The following is an 18,351-nucleotide window of genomic DNA, read 5'->3' as shown; positions in this document are numbered from 1 at the left end:
AAAAAAACGATGCCAAAACATTTTGATACAATAATTCAACATCGTTTTCGTATTTCATGTGAATTTTAATTATTCGTTATTTCTTTATTAGTTTTTGTTCGGCTATACGCTTACCGTCGGCTTCCAAACTAATCAGATAGGTACCGGGTACCAGATTCCCCACATACACGTTCAATGCTCCGGTGGTTCCGCTCAGTTTAAACTTGGCGCGTTGCATCCCGAGTAAATCGTAAATCACCAAATTTTGAGCCTTGATGTATTCGCTACCGATATCAAAATGAGCTGCGGTATTTTCCGTTGCCGGATTTGGCGTTAAAGTCAATTGCGGTAAACTCGGTGCGATTGCTGTTTTTCCTGCCAATGATTTGTCCAAAAGACCATAAGTTTGCGTCGATACATTGATATGGCAACCTGCCATTTGAATGACAAATACATCTTGTGCACCCGGTTGGTAATTCGCATTTAGATAAAACTCGAGCATAATAGTATTGAAACCTGGATTTAGCGTTGCCGTCGTTGGAGAAAACACCCCCAAATTATTTTGACTACTCAAATGCATGGTCACGGCTGTTGCAGCCGTATTATATATCCACAATTGATAAATAAAACCGTTTTGAACATGGCCAACCATAATCATACGCATATCTACTTGACATGGGATACTCGGACAAGCTGGATAAGCCGGAGTCACATTCATCGTTCCACTACCAAATGTACAGGAGGTATAATCAATCTCCAATCGATAATCACCCATCGCATTAATCGGTTGTGTATGCACAAAGGTATTGTTACCGCTTTGCACCGTATTGCCATCAACCTTCCAACGATTGCCGTTATAGATACCAATAGGTCCGATCAAATAGGCTCCAGTTCCCAAGCACAGGTCATAACAACCCGTTGGAACCACCCATAGGGCACGTTCGGGACTATTTGGTGCTTGAATGCTACTAGTAGCCCTACAACCCGTCGGTGAGGTATAGGTGACCCCATAAGCACCACCATGAGTAACCTCTATGCTGCGTCCCGTTTGACCGTTGCTCCAATTGTAAACACCTTTAGCGGGTCCGCTTGCCGTTAATTGTAAGGTATATGGTCTACAATTCACTAATTTATATTGAATTACAGGTGGTTTTACCGCTTCGTGTACTACTACCGTAACACTGACATTATTTACACAAATGGGATCTTGAGGCGCCCGCGCACTTAAGGTATAGGTATAGGTGCCGGCTGGTAGAGTATGGTATTCAATCAGCAAGTTGGTATTGCCCGTAACCCAATTGCTATAACCTGCCGGTAAATAAGGCCCGATCCACCGGTGCTCAACATCTGCCTCGGTAATCATACCGCTTAGACTGACGCGTTCGCCAGCACAGATACTGGTATTGCCGTTAATGCTGACAAAAGGCGGTTTGCGGATAATTACATTACGCGTTTTAGTAGCCATACTGTAATCCTTACAGCCCTTAATATCTTGCAAAACCGGCCAATAGGAACCGCTAACCGTTGGAGTATAAGTGAGACCGTCACCCATCGGTTCATCGTCGCGCATCCAAAGGATGTCTACTGGTATCGTAGTTCCTCCTACAGGAATATAACTCAAAACAAAAGGCGATCCTTCACAATAATTGACTATATCCGGTAAAATATCTCCATTAAACTTCGCTTTGCTAATTACAATATCCACGGGATTCAACGTTTGATACACACAACCATAAGGAGTAATAACTTTTAAATAAACTGTTTTTTGACCACTACTACCAAAATTTATCAATGAAGTCGGTCCACTGGCAACATAATGTGTACTACTAAAATGCCATTCATAGCGGTTTTCGGGTTTATAGGTTCCCGGCACGGTCAAACTGATAGCCGATTCCGAGCAGAAAGGACCCGATACGCTAAAAGCCGTTTCGGGTTTTGGATCCAATGTGATGTTTAACTGTGTGCTGCAAAGCGGCAGGTTTCCAGACCTTGCGCTAAGGGTATAGGTATAATCGCCCGGTGGCACATTGTTAATCGTATGGCTGTTTCCCCCTGCCGTTCCAGTAATCCCATATCCAGAATAACTATACTTCATAGAGCCCGCTGTCACGCCGTAAATGTTGGTGTTATTTAATAATACGACGTTGTAAGTACCGTCTGCATTACAAGTAATACTGCTCTTTAAAATAGGCTCGTAACTTTTACTGACTTGTACGGATTTGTGAACAAAACAACCGTTGTAATTCAGTATTGCGGTGATCGTATGGTTTCCAGCAATCGACACATTAAAGGTCGCATTTGCCGTATGGTTAGCACCAGCCGATGTAACACCAGTACTGCCTTGCCAAGTGATATTGGTCGGTGTACCGACATAAGTAACCTGAGCTTTGATCACATCACAGCTATCCCAATTTGCACTTACTTTCATATTCGGATCTGGGGTAACGGTACAACCCGGATTCGTATTGCATTTAATTTCTACATAAACCGATTTCGAACTTACAGTACAGCCGTTTTTATCCCGCACATCCAAGCGATACAATCCCTCAGGATGAGCTCCCTTAATCGTGTAATTGGACGTATTGGCTCCTGGAATCCAATTGCCGTTTTTAAACCATTGAAACGATACTGAAGCGGTAACTCCGGTGGATATCGTAGCAGATAAGGGAATCGAAGTATAGGTGGCTGGACATACCAAATGGCGATATCCCGGTGTAATATCTATTTTAGTAGATGGAAATATGGTTACATTTTGCGAAGCTACAGCCACATAATTACAACCGTTGGGTTTTTCTAACCTGATTGACAAGGATTTTGTAATATTTGTCGTGCTATTGTTGACAAAACCATTACCTACTGTTAAAGGAACACCGCTGGTGAACGAATAGGATCCCGAAGGAACTGCCCCGTCAAAACCCACTTTGATAATACCGCTAACCGGAGGTGAACTCTTAATATTCAAGGTAATTGTGCCAGAACCCGGACAAACATCAGCTATGGGTGCAATAGTTAGAACCGGCATTTTCAGCAAGTTGATAGTTCTGGTGGTAGTCGTTATCACATTACATTTGGTCACTTTTAAGGTGAGTATACCTGTATAGGAACTACTGACTTCATTAAAACTGACTTCTACGTTTGGAGCATTGATTCCGCTGACAATGTTTCCAAAGTTAGTTTGGTTCGTAGAGCTTTTAATACTCCATTCGATATGATCTACTTTAATACCGTTTAGATTTGCTGAGAATTTATATACATTACTCGGGCAGAATTCATTGACCATATTGTTATTGACGATAAAGGGATCCACATCCACCTCGTTAACGGAATAAGTTAGCGGATCAGATACACAAATCACGCCATCTTTGACCACTTGTTTTACAACCGAAATCACAGCCGATGGATTTGAAATACACAGAGAAACCTCAGTTCCGGCATTACTTCCAATAATTGTCCCTCCACTTACACTCCAGACAAAAGTCACATCGGGGGAGATATCCGTTATTTTATAAGTATAAGGCGTATTCAAACATAGGTATTGCGGCCCTACAATACGTCCGCTTATAGTCGGTTTATCGATAACATCAACCACAATCGGCGCATCTATACACCAATTACTATTGGTTCCGACCACATAACTCCCACCTTGATCAAAGGTATAGGTAAGTTGCCTTCCAATAGAGCTGTGAATCAGTCCTTTATTATAACTGACGATCCAATTTATAGAACTTCCATCTGTTGTATTAAAAGTTTTGACCGTGCCTTGACAAACGGTTAGGGCCGGATCGGTATGAATTTCAACCGTCGGCTTTACTCGTAAGGAAGTAGTCGCATAGCCCATACAACTGAAATTATCAATCAAGGTATTCCGATATTCAACAGTTAATTGATGAAGACCAGGAGTTAAATCTGCCCCATTAATCACAATTTCATTGTGTTGATCGGTCAGTACCAATGCCGGATGAATTGGATCCCCATTGATTTGCCATTTAAACTCTGTACTCGGCCACTGCGGTAAAGTAAAACGCCCCTGACTATTCATACAAATGACATGGGGACCTTTGATAATACCCGTTTTTAGAATTATGGGTACTTTTATCGTATTCCAAAATGGACAGCTGCAGTGAGATCTATAACTTACAGTTCCAAATCCCTTTTCCCAATCCACTTTATTCCACTTAACATCAATAGAATTTCCGTAGTTTTTAATTATAGTTCCACCTTCAACCTGCCATTCACCCCCACAACCTGTGTTGACACTATAGGTTTCTATATTGCCTTCGCAGGTCACACTATTACAAGTAATCACTGTAGGATTAACGCCTACTACATGAATTGATATAGCATAACTTGAACTACAATTACAACTGTTGGTAACGGTTAAGACCACCTTATAGATACCTGAATATTGATAGGTATGTACCGGAGCAGAAAGATTGGAGGTATTTCCATCTCCAAAATCCCAATTATAGTTAATTATGGCTGTACCACCTCTGTTGTTGGATAAGTTGTCAAACGATATCGGGCTACCTGTACAAAACTCCAACTGATCAGGGTATGGGCTATTCACTCGAAATAAGGCTTCGGGGCTGGTGATTTTTTCAATACAATAACTAAATGTACTACTGGTACCGTTGGTATAGGTCACGTTGACCGTTAAGGCTCCATGACCGTGAAGACCCCATATTACCACCGCATTGATATTGTTGCTAGTCTCTATGGTTCCCCCTGCAACCTGCCATTGAACACTCTTGACATTAGCGTCTTCCAACTTGTAAGTAACCCGACTGCCCCCGCAAAAACGCAAGCACTTACTGCCGTTCATCGCTTCAATCAGATCTGCACTCAAGCCAAAATCGGTATAAGCAACATTACTGTCGTCAAATTCAATACAGCCCACCTGCTGATTCCAAGATAAGGAAGGATGGTTGCTTTGCGCCGTAACTAAAATAGAATAGAACAGCAACAAAAATAACAGGCATGCCGTCTGCACTGTTAGCGGATATATGTTTTTTTTTGTCATAATTTTAATTTTAATACGATTATTTATTTTCTCCCTGTGACTAAAATGGAGCAACACCATTTGAATACTTGTAAATAATGGTTCTTTTTCACACAATTAACATTTATTAACTACTAATACATTCATAATAATAGAACTCAAATCTAAACTTTATGATTAATTATGCAAAAATATTGTTGTGCACATTGATCATTTTACATACATTTATAATTCAACATACTGCTAATCAAAATATTACAAAAAAAATCAGATTTTTAAACACCTAAAACTTTAATCTTTTCTTAACAATTATGAAATTATATTACCTCACTTTACTGACCTACTTAAACGCTTATCTTAGCTGTATCGAGCCAACATACAAGAGTATCTTCCTTCATTTTTCATTCGAAATTCGATCTAAGACAATGAAAGTTTCAGCTAAAACAACATCGCTGCCCGATAAGAGATCCTTAAGATACCTTTGGGTTAAAGCTGTAACGATAAAACGAATTCAACATTCATTTTTGTTTGATAACTATTTTGGGAATTATAAAGAGCAGTTTAACAGCAAACCGTGGAATTACAACAAGAGATTGATGAAGGCGCTACCTCTACGGAGTTGCTTGGAGACAATTAAAATCAGTGACAATACACTTCCCTTTCTTAGTCCGCAAAACAATTCCGCAAAACTCATTAAAAAACTGCAAAAGGGCTTATACAGAAACAAACAAATCGAAATGGATTTCACAGGTATTAAAGATCTGTTAGCTACCAAACTAAAACACCCTCATCACTACGATAACTATAGCCACTTTAACGACCAGTTGGAGAAAAACGGGAATGGAGAAAAAATCTTAAACATAAACAAGCAACTACCCGCAGTATCCGTGCATTTGGAAAGGAAGTACAACGACACAAGAACACGGATAAGCTCGATATGGAAACAGCAGCAAACCACTGTAGATGTCATAAATCAAGAAAAACGCTTCGAAGATTCCAGTACCTTTGTAAGGACTGCTGTAGTCTTTGTCCTTTTGCTTATAGACCACCTCTTTGTCTGTTTAATTTTTATCTACCTAAAATACCAACTACTTAAAAAACAAAGAAATAAACTTGCGATTGCAACTTTAGAATTGAGCGATGCCTCAAAGAAGCCCCATACACTTACTCTTAAAGAAAGTATCGTATCGAAAATATTACAACATTTAGAGGATTTTGAAAAGAACAAAGAATTTTTAAGCCAGGGCATCCATTTAAACAACTTGGCTGAGCGATGGCACACCAACCGCAACTACCTTTCTAATTGCATCAACACCTATAAAGAAAAAAGTTTTATTGACTATGTCAACGATCTGAGAATAAAACACTTCATTGAAAACCTAGAAGAAAACCACAAGAGGTTTCGCTGTTTAACAATTGCGGCTATTGGTCAAGAATTGGGTTTTTCTAGCGCACGCAGTTTTTCAAAAGCCTTCGTTAAAGTCATGCACATACCCCTTTCTCAGTATTTAGCACGATTCACTCAAGAGATGGAGTAATCAGAAGAACTCACTGAGCTCGGGAACTATAGTCTGCTTGTAGAGCTTCTATATTCCCGACTTCAGTTTATGATGCTGTAATTTTAATTTTTATCTCCCAACATTGGAACAAAGCGAAAATCTCCAAATTCGTGTTTTTCGAATTGGGTTTCCGATTTGCGAATCAGTAAAGTCATGATTTGTACATCCTCCCCTACAGGTATCACCAATCGACCACCGATTTTGAGTTGTGCCATTAAGGGTTGCGGGATAAAAGGAGCTCCGGCAGTGACGATAATCGAATCAAAAGGCGCAAAATTCGGCAGTCCTTTATAACCGTCTCCAAAGGTTAAATGGCGGGCACGTACTCCTAATTTTGGCAACAGCTGCGATGTTTTTTTATACAATTCATTTTGTCTTTCCACACTAAATACACGAGCCCCCATGGCATACAATACTGCGGTTTGATAACCCGAACCAGTGCCGATTTCCAACACCTTATCATCTTTGCTCAGTTCTAATAGTTGCGATTGAAAAGCTACCGTATAAGGCTGCGAAATCGTCTGTCCTGCACCAATTGGGAAAGCCGTGTCCTGATAAGCAAAATCCTCAAAACTCGAGTCTAAAAACAGATGTCGAGGAATGGATTTGATGGCTTGAAGTACATTTTTGTCGGTAATTCCCTTTTGTTGTAAAACGGCTACTAATTGATTTCGAAGTCCTTGATGTTTGGCAGAATCTCTCACTATTGCATATATTAATTTGCGTAAAATTACGCAATATTTCAGTATAAAAACAGCCAAAAACCCAAGTGGAATAAAGAATGGCCAAAAGTTTAGACTTTAAATCTTAGGGATTAAGTAAATATGTTTTATTTTTGTTCCAAATTGAATTTTTATGTTGAAAATTGGGGTATTGGGAGCGGGACACTTAGGTAAAATTCACCTTCGTTTACTAAATCAATCAGATAAATATGAATTAGTAGGATTTTATGATCCTTTTCAGGAAAATGCCAAAAAAGTAGCCGCAGAGTTTGGCTATAAATCATTCGAAAGCATAGCCGAATTGATAGCAGCAGTTGATGTTGTGGATATCGTTACACCAACACTTTCGCATTTTGATTGTGCCAAACAAGCGATTCAACAAGGTAAACACGTCTTTCTTGAAAAACCGATTACCAATACCGTTGAAGAGGCTGAGGAACTCATTGCCCTAGCTCAACAGTACGATGTAAAAGGACAGGTTGGACATGTGGAACGATTTAACCCCGCATTTCAAGCGATTAAAGGAAAAATCGAGCAACCGATGTTTATTGAAACCCATCGATTGGCTGAATTTAATCCACGCGGAACTGATGTTCCCGTTGTTTTGGATTTGATGATACACGACCTCGATGTTATACTCAGTGTGGTCAACTCCCCAGTTAAGACGGTTAGCGCTAGCGGGGTGTCCATCTTAAGTGAATCACCAGATATCGCCAATGCCCGTGTAGAATTTGAAAACGGTTGCGTTGCCAATATTACCGCCAGTAGAATTTCGATGAAAAACATGCGCAAAACGCGTTTCTTTCAAAAAGATGCCTATATCTCGGTAGATTATTTAGAAAAAATCTGTGAGGTAGTCAAAATGAAAGAAGCTCCGAAAACGCCGGGCGATTTTGATTTGATCTTCCAAAATGCCGAAGGGGTTTCTAAACAAATCTATTACGACAACCCTAAAGTCGGTAGTAATAACGCGATTTTAGAAGAACTTGAAACCTTTGCTGATGCCATCAACAACCAAACTACCCCGGTAGTTACCTTAGAAGATGGTGCAGCCGCTTTACGATTGGCTCAACAAATCATCGGGTGTTTTAAAAAATAACCGTAAAATCAACCTATAAATTAGAAAATTGACCGCAATCACACCTTTGCTTAACAGGCAAATCACTGTTAAAACGGTTGTTATTGAATTAAATAAAAATTAAATAAAAACATATGAAGAATATAGCTGTAATCGGTGCAGGAACTATGGGAAATGGAATTGCTCATACTTTTGCTCAAAAAGGATTTAAAGTATTTTTAATTGATATTTCTGAAAAATCAATTGAAATGGGAATGAATACCATTCTTAAAAACTTGGATAGAATGATTGCAAAAGGCGCTATTACTGAAGCCGATAAAAAAGCGACTATCGAAAACATCATTACGTACAACGACATCAAAGACGGTGTAATCAATGCGGATTTGGTGGTTGAAGCAGCTACGGAAAACAGCACTTTGAAGTTAAATATATTTAAAGAATTAAGCCAGGTTTGTTCTAAAGACACCATACTTGCTACCAATACATCATCTATCTCCATTACTCAAATCGCTTCTGTCGTATCCAATCCAGAGCGCGTTATCGGTATGCACTTTATGAATCCAGTGCCGATTATGAAATTGGTTGAAATCATCCGCGGTTACAACACTTCTGATGCGGTTACTCAACAAATCATGGACTTGTCTAAACAATTGGATAAAACTCCTGTTGAAGTCAATGACTATCCAGGATTTGTAGCCAATAGAATCTTGATGCCGATGATCAACGAATCCATCGAAACGTTATACAACGGCGTTGCTGGTGTGGAAGAAATCGATACGGTGATGAAGTTGGGAATGGCGCATCCAATGGGACCCTTACAATTGGCAGATTTCATTGGATTAGACGTTTGTCTATCCATCCTTAATGTGATGCATGATGGCTTTAAAAACCCAAAATACGCTCCTTGTCCGCTGTTGGTAAACATGGTAATGGCAGGGAAATTAGGCGTTAAATCTGGCGAGGGATTCTATGATTATTCCGAAAGCAAAAAGGCTGAAAAAGTGGCCAAGATGTTTTCTTAATCCACCCCTATACTAAAACAAAAAAGTCAGCTGACTTTCGTGTCGGCTGACTTTTCACCTTTATAATCTGCTTTACAATGGCAAAAATTGCTCCATTTCAAGGCTTGCGACCTACCTCAGATAAAGTCAGTTTGGTGACTACCCGTTCTTATGACGACTACAGCACCACAGAACTCGCTTATTCTTTAGAATTTAACCCCTTTTCGTTTTTACACATACTGAATCCGGCCTACGCCAATCAGCAAAAAGTGAATATTGAAAAGCGGTATAAGGCCGTAGCAACCAAATTTATGGATTTTAAAAAAGAGGGCATCTTTGTAAAAGAAGATAATCCCGTTTTTTATTTGTACCAAATCGAATCTAAAAACCATCAATTTACCGGTATTTTAGCAGGTACTGCTATTGAAGATTATCAGAATAACTTAATTAAAAAACACGAAGATACCCTCGAATACCGCGTTCATACTTTTAAAGATTATTTGCATTTTACGCGATTTAATACCGAACCGGTTTTGTTGATGTATCCCGAAAATAAAGCGCTGAATACTTGGATAAACGAATTTAAGCAAAAGCAGGCTTTATACCATTTTACTACTTCCAACAAGGAAAAACATACCTTCTGGAAAATCGATCAAATCAGTGATCAAAATTGGCTCATTGAAACCTTTGGTTCTATTGATCAATTGTATATAGCTGATGGTCACCACCGTTCAGCTTCTGCAGAGCTGTTGTACAAACAAGATCACGAATCCAATAATCCACATCTGGATTATTTTATGAGTTTCCTGATCGCGGAAAACAACATTAAAATTTATGAATACAATCGTTTAATTCACGATTTAAATCAACATTCAAAAACGGATTTTCTACAGTTATTAAATGAAAAATTTGTCGTAAAAAACAAAAAGCAACATTTGTGGAAGCCGACTAAAAAAACAGAGTTTGGGATGTATCTCGACGGTGAATTTTATTCGCTGCAGTTAAAGAGTGCCGGCAATTCCGAAGGGGTTTTAAATAATTTAGACGCACAAGTACTGTATACCGAACTGCTACATCCTATTTTGGGTGTTGAAGACTTACGTACAGATGGCCGTATCGAATATGTTCCGGGTACAGAATCGATCATCACCATCAAAGAAATGGTTGATAGTGGCGAATTTGAGGTTGGATTTATGTTATATCCAACAAATGTGACAGAAATTAAAGAACTTGCGGACAATAATCAAATTATGCCACCAAAAAGTACTTATATTGAACCCAAATTTAGAAGTGGGTTAATCATCTATGAAATTTAAAGAATCATGACTATAGCATCTCGTTTATTGGAAATTAAAAAGGCGTTACCTGTTGGGGTAACCTTGGTTGCGGTTTCAAAAACCAAACCGGTGGAAGATATTTTGGAAGCATACGAAGCTGGACAAAGAATCTTTGGAGAGAACAAAATTCAAGAAATGTCAGATAAATTCGAGGTTTTACCGAGAGACATTCAGTGGCATATGATTGGGCATGTCCAAACTAATAAAGTAAAATACATGGCCCCTTTTGTCAGTTTAATCCACGGTGTGGATAGTTTTAGACTGCTTAGAGAAATTGATAAACAAGCCAAGCGAAACGAACGCGTCATTCCGTGTTTGTTACAAGTATATATAGCCGACGAAGAATCCAAATTTGGGCTCGAAGAATCCGAACTCGATGAGATCTTATCTTCGCCAGCATTAAGAGAATTAAAAAACATTAAGATTGTTGGTTTGATGGCCATGGCCACCTTTACAGATGATCAGACCAAAATAAAAGGGGAATTTGACCATTTGAATACGATCTTTCATCGGGTACAACTTCAGTATAAAGAACTTGAAAATGTAGACTTTAAAGAGCTCTCAATAGGGATGAGTAACGATTATATCACGGCTATAAGCTCTGGAAGCACCATGATACGAATTGGTAGTACTATTTTTGGCAGTCGTAATTATTAATATATAATCTTGTAAGAATTTGTACGCCATATTAGATATTGAAACCACAGGGGGACAATTTAATGAAGAAGGCATTACCGAAATTGCCATTTATAGATTTGATGGCACTGAGGTGGTTGATCAATTCATAAGCTTAGTCAATCCCGAAATTGAGATACAGCCGTTTGTGGTTAAACTTACAGGCATCAATAATGCGATGTTGCGCTCTGCTCCCAAATTTTATGAAGTAGCCAAACGCATTATAGAAATCACGGAGGACTGTGTGGTAGTAGCCCATAATGCCGAATTTGATTATCGTATTCTACGCACTGAATTTAGGCGTTTAGGATACGATTTTAGACGTTCTACACTTTGTACGGTAGAATTGTCTAAAAAACTTATTTTAGAGCAACAATCCTATAGCTTAGGCAAATTGGTGCGATCATTGGGAATTCCCATTGCCGACCGACACCGCGCAAACGGCGATGCGATTGCCACACTAAAATTATTCCAACTTTTATTGTCTAAGGATTTGGAGAAAAACATACTCAAAGAGATGATCAAGTCCGATATCAAAATCGGTATTGCTCCAAAATTATTGGATATCGTTGAACAACTACCCTCTTCAACTGGTATCTACTATATACACAACGAACAAGGCAATATTATATTTATCGGTAAGAGTACAAATATCAAAAAGAAAGTCAGCCAAAACTTTACCAGCAACACCGCGGTCTTTAAAAAAATACAAAAGGAAGTATATACCGTTACCTTTGAAAAAACCGGTAATGAATTAATTGCTTTACTCAAAGAATCCGAAGAAATAGCAATTAACAAACCGATATACAATCGAGTAAGTCCCAAAGCGATTTACCCGTATTCACTATACATCAAAACCAATACAGCAGGTTTTTTGTATTTTTCTATAGAAAAAACCGACGGGCGCAAAAAAAATGTTATGGCATTCAACTCCCCTGCTGAAGGGATAAAATTTACTGAGAAAATCATCTTAGATCACAATCTAAATCCTTTTATCGCTCAGTTCAATGCCAAAAACAATAAAAAAATAAATACGGAAACCTTCTCGGATGACAGTATAGAAGCTTTCGATCAATACAACCCGCGACTATTAGAAGCCGTACAAGATTATGTCTTGGACGATAAAAATGTACTTTTAGTCGACAAGGGACGCAAACTTGAAGAAAAGAGTGCTGTGGTTATTGAAAACGGCAAATTGCTAGGCTACTGTTATTATGACCTCAATTTTCAAATTACCTCTAAAGAACGCCTACATAGTATATTGATCCCCTTGGCCTTTCACAGAAACCACAGAAATATTATTCTGAACTACATGAATAAACGCCGCGGTTATAAACTGCTGAAATTTTAACTGTTTAAGAAACGCACTAACTCATGGAGAAAAAGTTTAAAAATAAATACGATATTCTTAGACAGAAAATCTACATCATCATTTACGGTTCCAATACTTTTGCAGGAAAGTTATTTGATCTACTTTTATTAGGTGTCATTTTACTCAGCGTATTACTGGTGATGCTGGAATCAATCGAACAACTAGACACCAAATACCATACGTTTATCATCGTATCGGAATGGATCATTACGGTGTTCTTTTCGATTGAATACACCCTGAGAATCATTTGTAATAAAAAACCGCTAAAATATATATTTAGCTTTTATGGAATCGTTGATTTGATTTCGATATTACCGATGTATTTATCGTTTTTTATACCGGGTTCCCGCATTTTATCGGTAGTAAGAGCCTTGCGTTTGCTACGATTGTTTGGCATATTGAATTTAATGCCGTATGTCGGTCAGGAATCCCACTTGAAGCTGGCTTTAATCGCCAGTCGAACAAAGATTATAGTTTTTGTCTATTTTATCTTGATCGTTTCTGTTTTGCTGGGTGCGTTAATGTATGTTATCGAAGGTAAAGAAAGTGGTTTTACCAGTATCCCAACAAGTATTTATTGGTGTATTGTAACCTTGACTACTGTTGGATATGGCGATATCGCTCCGGTCACTACCTTAGGACAAATCATCGCATCTTTTATCATGATCATGGGTTATGGTATCATTGCTGTGCCAACGGGAATTGTGACCGCTGAATTTGCCAATGCCAAGAGAAATAGGTTAGAGAATAAAAACCGCAATTGTCCGTCTTGTACCACAATTATTTATGATGAAGATTCGAACTACTGCTATAATTGCGGTCAAAAATTAAAAAATGTCTACAAATAATAATTATTTAATCACCGTAGTTGGTCCGACCGCAATTGGAAAGACGGCCTTGGCCATCGCAATCGCCAAACATTTCAACTGCGAAATCATCTCCTGCGATAGTCGACAGTTTTATCAAGAGATGACCATAGGAACCGCTGTACCCTCTTTAGAAGAATTGGCCGCAGCGCCCCATCATTTTATTCAGGACAAAAGCATATTCAATCCCTATTCAGTTGGCGACTTTGAACGCGATGCCTTGCTTAAATTGGATCAGTTATTTACCCAAAATCCGATTCAAGTTATGGTTGGAGGTTCGGGTTTGTTTGTCAATGCCGTGTTGAATGGTTTGGACGAATTTCCCGAAATCAATCCCGAAATACGCGAAAAACTAAACCAGCAACTCGAAGAGCAGGGACTAGAATCCCTACAAACACTCCTACTGGAATTAGATCCTATACATTATAAAAAGGTCGCTTTGCAAAACCCACAACGCCTAATCCGCGCTTTAGAGGTCTGTATTGGCAGTGGACAACCCTATTCTTCTTTTTTAAAACAAAAGGAAAATACGCGTAACTTTACCCCTATAATTATCGGACTCGAAGCAGATCGCCAAGAATTGTATTCGCGAATCAACCAGCGCGTGGAGTTAATGATGGAACAAGGTTTAGTGGACGAAGCCAGACAGCTCTATCCACATCAAAGCCTGAATGCCTTACAAACCGTTGGATATCGTGAATTATTCTCCTTTTTCAACGACGAGATCAGTTTGGAGTTTGCGCAAGCAGAAATACAAAAAAATACCCGACGATTTGCCAAAAGACAATTAACCTGGTTTAAAAAACTCGATGCAGTAAACTGGTTTGATATTCATACCCCTTTAAAAGATATTATACAAAAAATACACCATCAAACAGCACCCTAATTAAAATACGTATTTAATGCCTATATCACCCAACTTTACTTCTCTTTATACACAAACCCACGAAGTGGACTTTTTAGAATGCGCACCCAGCGGAAAACTAAAGACAGCTGCTATTGGACAAATTCTACAAAAAGTAGCCAACACCCACTCCATCTTAGGAGGTATTAGTTTTGAAGATTTACAACAAAACAACTTGGCCTGGGTATTAAACAAAATGAAGGTTGAAATTGATCGACTTCCGCAATGGCAAGACATCATCGAAATTCACACTTGGATTCAAAGCCTAGAAGGCTCGCGCTCGATAAGAAATTTTGAGATTTTCTTAAACGGCGAAAAAATCATGGGAATCAGTACGCTTTGGGTAATCATCAATACCGTAAAGCGCAGGCCCGATGTCATGAGTATCCCACACGACCATTTTGACATCTTTAATTCCAAAAAAGCCCTTAAAGGCGATTTTAGCAAAATCCCAACCGATCTAGCCTTTGATAAGGTGCGCGAGAATACCGTGCTCTACTCCGATCTGGATATGGTTAATCACGTTAACAACACCAAGTACGTGGAATGGATTTTAGATACAGTACCGTTTGAAAAAATCATGAAACACGAGTTCTCCACTATAGAAATGATTTTTAAAAGAGAAATGGTATACGGTATGCCTTATGAAGTTAATTTAGCTAGCGAACAAACTCATTGCGATACTTACACCATCAGCAGTGAAGGAATCACGCATTTTATTTGTCAATTGACTTGGGATGTTTAGTGATCAGTAATCAGTATTCCATGATTAATAAAAAGAGCCACATCAACTTTTAAACTACGGAGTTCTTCGACTTTCGATTTACGACTTTCGATTTACGAATAAAAAAAGGGCCCTACATTTCCCATGTAAAACCCTTTTTTTAAAATTATTGTTTTAGTTCTTTAACAACTAAACGGAATCCCTCTCCGTGAATATTTAAAATTTCCACCTGTTCGTCTTGTTTCAGATATTTACGCAATTTTGCGATATAAACATCCATACTACGAGAAGTGAAATAGTTATCATCTCTCCATATTTTGGTCAAAGCTGCTTCACGAGGCATTAGGTCATTCTCGTAAATTGCTAACATTTTTAAAAGCTCGTTTTCCTTAGGTGAGAGTTTGATTGGCTCGTCATTCTCAAACGTTAGAAATCGCAATTTAGAGTTTAAATGGAATTTACCAATTTGGAATTCAAATTTAGTATTATCCGTTTTAACCTCAGAGGCTTTTCTGTGAATAATCGCTTTGATTTTCATCAAAAGAACTTCAGAATCAAAAGGTTTATTTAGGTAGTCATCTGCACCTACTTTATATCCTTTCAATACATCTTCTTTCATAGACTTTGCAGTCAAGAAAATAATTGGAATATCCTTATTTTTGTCTCTGATTTCACGTGCTAAGGTAAATCCGTCTTTGTAAGGCATCATCACATCCAAGATACATAGGTCATAAGTATCTCTTTTGAATTTTTCAAATCCTTCCATTCCGTTCTTAGCGAGAGTAACTTCGAAATCGTTGATTACTAAATAATCTTTTAAAATGGCTCCGAAATTCGGGTCATCTTCTACAAGTAAAATCTTTTTGTTGTTTGTTGTTTCCATATTACTAATTTATTAATGGCATTTTAATGATAAAGGTACTTCCTTTACCTTTCTCACTTTCCACAAAAACTTGTGCATTGTGATCTTCGACGATCTGTTGAACGTAGGCCAGACCTAATCCATGGCCCTTAACGTTGTGTAAATCGCCTGTGTGTTCTCGGTAAAACTTCTCAAAAATTCTCTTCTGAGCAATCTTACTCATACCAGCACCTTGGTCCTTTATTTTTATTAAAATAAAATCCTTTACATTTTCTGTATAAATATCTATTTGTGGCTCTTTAATAGAATATTTAATAGCATTATCTAAAATATTGACGATAACACTGGTGAAATGAAATTCATTCATCAAAACATCTGTTCTTTTTGCATCCAAGTGCAAACGCGCCTCCCCTCCACTGTCTTGAATAATCAGATCCACGTGATCTAAAGCGTGTTCAATGACATCGTGTACGTTTACGGTTTCCTTAGATATATCCAGCTCTCGCTTTTCTAATTTGGAAATTCGCAATACGTTTTCCACCTGTGCATGCATTCTCTTATTCTCCTCCCGTATCATCTGCAGATACCGGGCAACTTTCTCCTTATCATCGGTGACCTTCGGATTTTTAATCGCATCTAAAGCTAAATTTATCGTCGCTATAGGGGTTTTAAACTCGTGAGTCATATTATTGATAAAATCTGTCTTGATCTCGGAGATCTGCTTCTGCTTGATCAATTGGTTTATCGCACTGAAATACGCCGCGATAATCACCACCGTAAACAATACTGACATAAACGTGATACCGATCAGCGAGGAAAACAAATACTTTGTTTTGTTGGGAAAAGTAATATACAATTGGTATTTACTTTTACCGTCATTTTCTGTCAAGATCGGAACGCCATACGTAGCATTTTCCTTATATACAAACTCATCCGATTTAATCTTCGTCGCTAAACCATTGCTGTAAATACCAAACTCAAAGGGTGCTGTTACCCCATATTGTTTTAACTCTGCCGTCAATAGATTTCGCAATTCGCTTTTTGAAATTCGATTTCCTATCGGTTTTAAAGCGACGATATCCTTAAAATAAATATCGAATTGAGCGCGATCTAGAACGTCTAGATTCTCCGTTTTTTCCACCGTTTGATCGGGTAAACCTCCTTGGTTCATGGCCGATTTATCCACCGAAGTTCCGTTGTAGAATTGTGTCTTCCTTTGGGAAACAAAATTCTTTATTTTTATACTATCTGCATTTTTATCAAAAAGCGCCCCCTTTAAATTGTAATCTTCTAAAATCAGCGTATTCGAATATATAATCTGCTCATTGGTATTTAAGTTGCGCTCCACATACATAAACTGCTTGAGTTCATTCTGTTTTGGGGCAACGCCAATACTATCTTTTAATTCGTTGTATTTGCGGTAAAATTCCAAAGCTTCGCGCTGTTGTACTTTTGTAGCAACATTTCCAATAACCTGCTGAACGTGATATTTAAACTGCTCCTCATTATTCTGATAGGAAGAATTAATCCAATACAATTGAACTAAAATGATCCCTACCAAAGAGAAACTCATAATCAGTACTAATAAACGAAACCTAAATTTATTCATGCTATATCAAAATTAACATTAAAATGCATTACTAAGTAAATGATTAACTTAAAATTAACACACAATAATTATTTATTTTTAGTTAAAATGTTATTGATAATTTTTTTTACCTCTAATTTCGTTTTGTTTTTATCGATATTTTCAATGATATACTGACAATTCTTCTGTTTTTCGCGGTCGTCCATCTGATTTATCATAATATTTTGAACATTTTCGCGATTTACCCCATCTCGATTCATCACTCTTTCGATACGTATATCCACTGGAGCAGTGACTAATATGATTTCATCACAGTTCTTTTCGGTATGCGATTCAAAGAGTATCGCCGACTCTTTGATGACAAATACTGCATCTGTTTGTTGTTTTAACCAATTTTCAAAATCCAATGCAACGGCCGGATGAACAACTGCATTTAATTTTCCTAATAATTCAGAATTCACAAACACCAATTCCCTAATTTTTTGACGATTAAGTAATTTGTTGTCCAAAATGACATTTTCGTCAAACAATTGTTGAACAGCTGAAATAATGTCAGGTTTATCCATGACTGTCTTAGCACGCTCATCAGCAATATAAACCGGAATCCCCGCTTCTTTAAAGAAATTCGATACCGTAGTCTTTCCACTACCTATACCACCCGTTAAACAAATAACTCGTTTCATTT

Annotated in this window: 14 protein-coding genes; 9 read left to right on the top strand and 5 right to left on the bottom strand. The window is 38.1% G+C overall.

Going from position 1 to position 18,351, the window contains the following annotated elements; all coding sequences use genetic code 11:
- Nucleotides 1-76 precede the first annotated feature (76 nt).
- On the bottom strand, nucleotides 77-4,999 hold the full coding sequence (locus tag L1275_RS01435) for a PKD domain-containing protein (protein WP_253468952.1): 4,923 nt from the start codon (nucleotides 4,997-4,999) through the stop codon (nucleotides 77-79).
- 404 nt (nucleotides 5,000-5,403) lie between these two features.
- On the opposite strand from L1275_RS01435, the gene L1275_RS01430 reads away from it, so the two are divergent.
- Nucleotides 5,404-6,516, top strand: a complete 1,113-nt coding sequence (locus tag L1275_RS01430) for a helix-turn-helix domain-containing protein (protein ID WP_253468950.1) — start codon at nucleotides 5,404-5,406, stop codon at nucleotides 6,514-6,516.
- A gap of 83 nt (nucleotides 6,517-6,599) precedes the next feature.
- Here the strand turns inward: L1275_RS01430 and L1275_RS01425 are convergent, their stop codons facing one another.
- Nucleotides 6,600-7,241, bottom strand: a complete 642-nt coding sequence (locus L1275_RS01425; protein ID WP_253468948.1) for a protein-L-isoaspartate(D-aspartate) O-methyltransferase — start codon at nucleotides 7,239-7,241, stop codon at nucleotides 6,600-6,602.
- Between the two features lie 151 nt (nucleotides 7,242-7,392).
- On the opposite strand from L1275_RS01425, the gene L1275_RS01420 reads away from it, so the two are divergent.
- The 8 genes from L1275_RS01420 (at nucleotide 7,393) to L1275_RS01385 (ending at nucleotide 15,237) form a co-directional block, all read left to right on the top strand.
- Complete coding sequence (locus L1275_RS01420) at nucleotides 7,393-8,358, top strand: Gfo/Idh/MocA family protein (RefSeq protein ID WP_253468946.1); 966 nt, start codon at nucleotides 7,393-7,395, stop codon at nucleotides 8,356-8,358.
- A 113-nt stretch (nucleotides 8,359-8,471) separates the two neighbouring features.
- Nucleotides 8,472-9,359, top strand: a complete 888-nt coding sequence (locus L1275_RS01415) for a 3-hydroxyacyl-CoA dehydrogenase family protein (RefSeq protein ID WP_253468944.1) — start codon at nucleotides 8,472-8,474, stop codon at nucleotides 9,357-9,359.
- Between the two features lie 77 nt (nucleotides 9,360-9,436).
- A complete protein-coding gene (locus tag L1275_RS01410) occupies nucleotides 9,437-10,654 on the top strand; it encodes a DUF1015 domain-containing protein (RefSeq protein WP_253468942.1) in 1,218 nt (405 codons plus the stop codon).
- Between the two features lie 6 nt (nucleotides 10,655-10,660).
- Complete coding sequence (locus L1275_RS01405) at nucleotides 10,661-11,332, top strand: YggS family pyridoxal phosphate-dependent enzyme (protein WP_253468940.1); 672 nt, start codon at nucleotides 10,661-10,663, stop codon at nucleotides 11,330-11,332.
- Nucleotides 11,333-11,351: 19 nt separating this feature from the next.
- Entirely contained in the window at nucleotides 11,352-12,701 is a 1,350-nt protein-coding gene (locus L1275_RS01400; protein WP_253468938.1) for an exonuclease domain-containing protein, read from the top strand.
- Nucleotides 12,702-12,724: 23 nt separating this feature from the next.
- Nucleotides 12,725-13,570 (top strand): ion transporter, encoded by an 846-nt coding sequence (locus L1275_RS01395; RefSeq protein WP_253468936.1) that lies wholly within the window; start codon nucleotides 12,725-12,727, stop codon nucleotides 13,568-13,570.
- On the top strand, nucleotides 13,557-14,474 hold the full coding sequence (gene miaA / locus L1275_RS01390; RefSeq protein WP_253468934.1) for a tRNA (adenosine(37)-N6)-dimethylallyltransferase MiaA: 918 nt from the start codon (nucleotides 13,557-13,559) through the stop codon (nucleotides 14,472-14,474). The genes L1275_RS01395 and miaA overlap by 14 nt, the downstream gene beginning before the upstream one ends.
- Before the next feature lie 16 nt (nucleotides 14,475-14,490).
- Complete coding sequence (locus L1275_RS01385) at nucleotides 14,491-15,237, top strand: acyl-[acyl-carrier-protein] thioesterase (RefSeq protein ID WP_253468932.1); 747 nt, start codon at nucleotides 14,491-14,493, stop codon at nucleotides 15,235-15,237.
- Nucleotides 15,238-15,382: 145 nt separating this feature from the next.
- On the opposite strand, the gene L1275_RS01380 is transcribed toward L1275_RS01385, so the two are convergent.
- The 3 genes from L1275_RS01380 to coaE form a co-directional block, all read right to left on the bottom strand.
- On the bottom strand, nucleotides 15,383-16,099 hold the full coding sequence (locus L1275_RS01380; RefSeq protein WP_253468930.1) for a response regulator transcription factor: 717 nt from the start codon (nucleotides 16,097-16,099) through the stop codon (nucleotides 15,383-15,385).
- A 4-nt stretch (nucleotides 16,100-16,103) separates the two neighbouring features.
- Nucleotides 16,104-17,687: a sensor histidine kinase KdpD gene (locus L1275_RS01375; RefSeq protein WP_253468929.1), complete on the bottom strand. Its 1,584-nt coding sequence runs from the start codon at nucleotides 17,685-17,687 to the stop codon at nucleotides 16,104-16,106.
- A 68-nt stretch (nucleotides 17,688-17,755) separates the two neighbouring features.
- Entirely contained in the window at nucleotides 17,756-18,349 is a 594-nt protein-coding gene (coaE, locus tag L1275_RS01370) for a dephospho-CoA kinase (protein ID WP_253468927.1), read from the bottom strand.
- Nucleotides 18,350-18,351: the final 2 nt, after the last annotated feature.

The organism is Flavobacterium sp. HSC-61S13 (genome assembly GCF_024171535.1).
Classification (GTDB): Bacteria; Bacteroidota; Bacteroidia; order Flavobacteriales; family Flavobacteriaceae; genus Flavobacterium.
This window is presented reverse-complemented; position numbering and strand designations above follow the sequence as displayed.

What these genes read in the sequence shown, in the direction of transcription:
- L1275_RS01395 (WP_253468936.1), top strand. Translation starts at nt 12,725, where the DNA reads ATGGAGAAAAAGTTTAAAAATAAATACGATATTCTTAGACAGAAAATC.
- coaE (WP_253468927.1), bottom strand. Translation starts at nt 18,349, where the DNA reads ATGAAACGAGTTATTTGTTTAACGGGTGGTATAGGTAGTGGAAAGACT.
- L1275_RS01420 (WP_253468946.1), top strand. Translation starts at nt 7,393, where the DNA reads ATGTTGAAAATTGGGGTATTGGGAGCGGGACACTTAGGTAAAATTCAC.
- L1275_RS01375 (WP_253468929.1), bottom strand. Translation starts at nt 17,687, where the DNA reads ATGAATAAATTTAGGTTTCGTTTATTAGTACTGATTATGAGTTTCTCT.
- miaA (WP_253468934.1), top strand. Translation starts at nt 13,557, where the DNA reads ATGTCTACAAATAATAATTATTTAATCACCGTAGTTGGTCCGACCGCA.
- L1275_RS01380 (WP_253468930.1), bottom strand. Translation starts at nt 16,099, where the DNA reads ATGGAAACAACAAACAACAAAAAGATTTTACTTGTAGAAGATGACCCG.
- L1275_RS01385 (WP_253468932.1), top strand. Translation starts at nt 14,491, where the DNA reads ATGCCTATATCACCCAACTTTACTTCTCTTTATACACAAACCCACGAA.
- L1275_RS01415 (WP_253468944.1), top strand. Translation starts at nt 8,472, where the DNA reads ATGAAGAATATAGCTGTAATCGGTGCAGGAACTATGGGAAATGGAATT.
- L1275_RS01435 (WP_253468952.1), bottom strand. Translation starts at nt 4,999, where the DNA reads ATGACAAAAAAAAACATATATCCGCTAACAGTGCAGACGGCATGCCTG.
- L1275_RS01430 (WP_253468950.1), top strand. Translation starts at nt 5,404, where the DNA reads ATGAAAGTTTCAGCTAAAACAACATCGCTGCCCGATAAGAGATCCTTA.
- L1275_RS01405 (WP_253468940.1), top strand. Translation starts at nt 10,661, where the DNA reads ATGACTATAGCATCTCGTTTATTGGAAATTAAAAAGGCGTTACCTGTT.
- L1275_RS01410 (WP_253468942.1), top strand. Translation starts at nt 9,437, where the DNA reads ATGGCAAAAATTGCTCCATTTCAAGGCTTGCGACCTACCTCAGATAAA.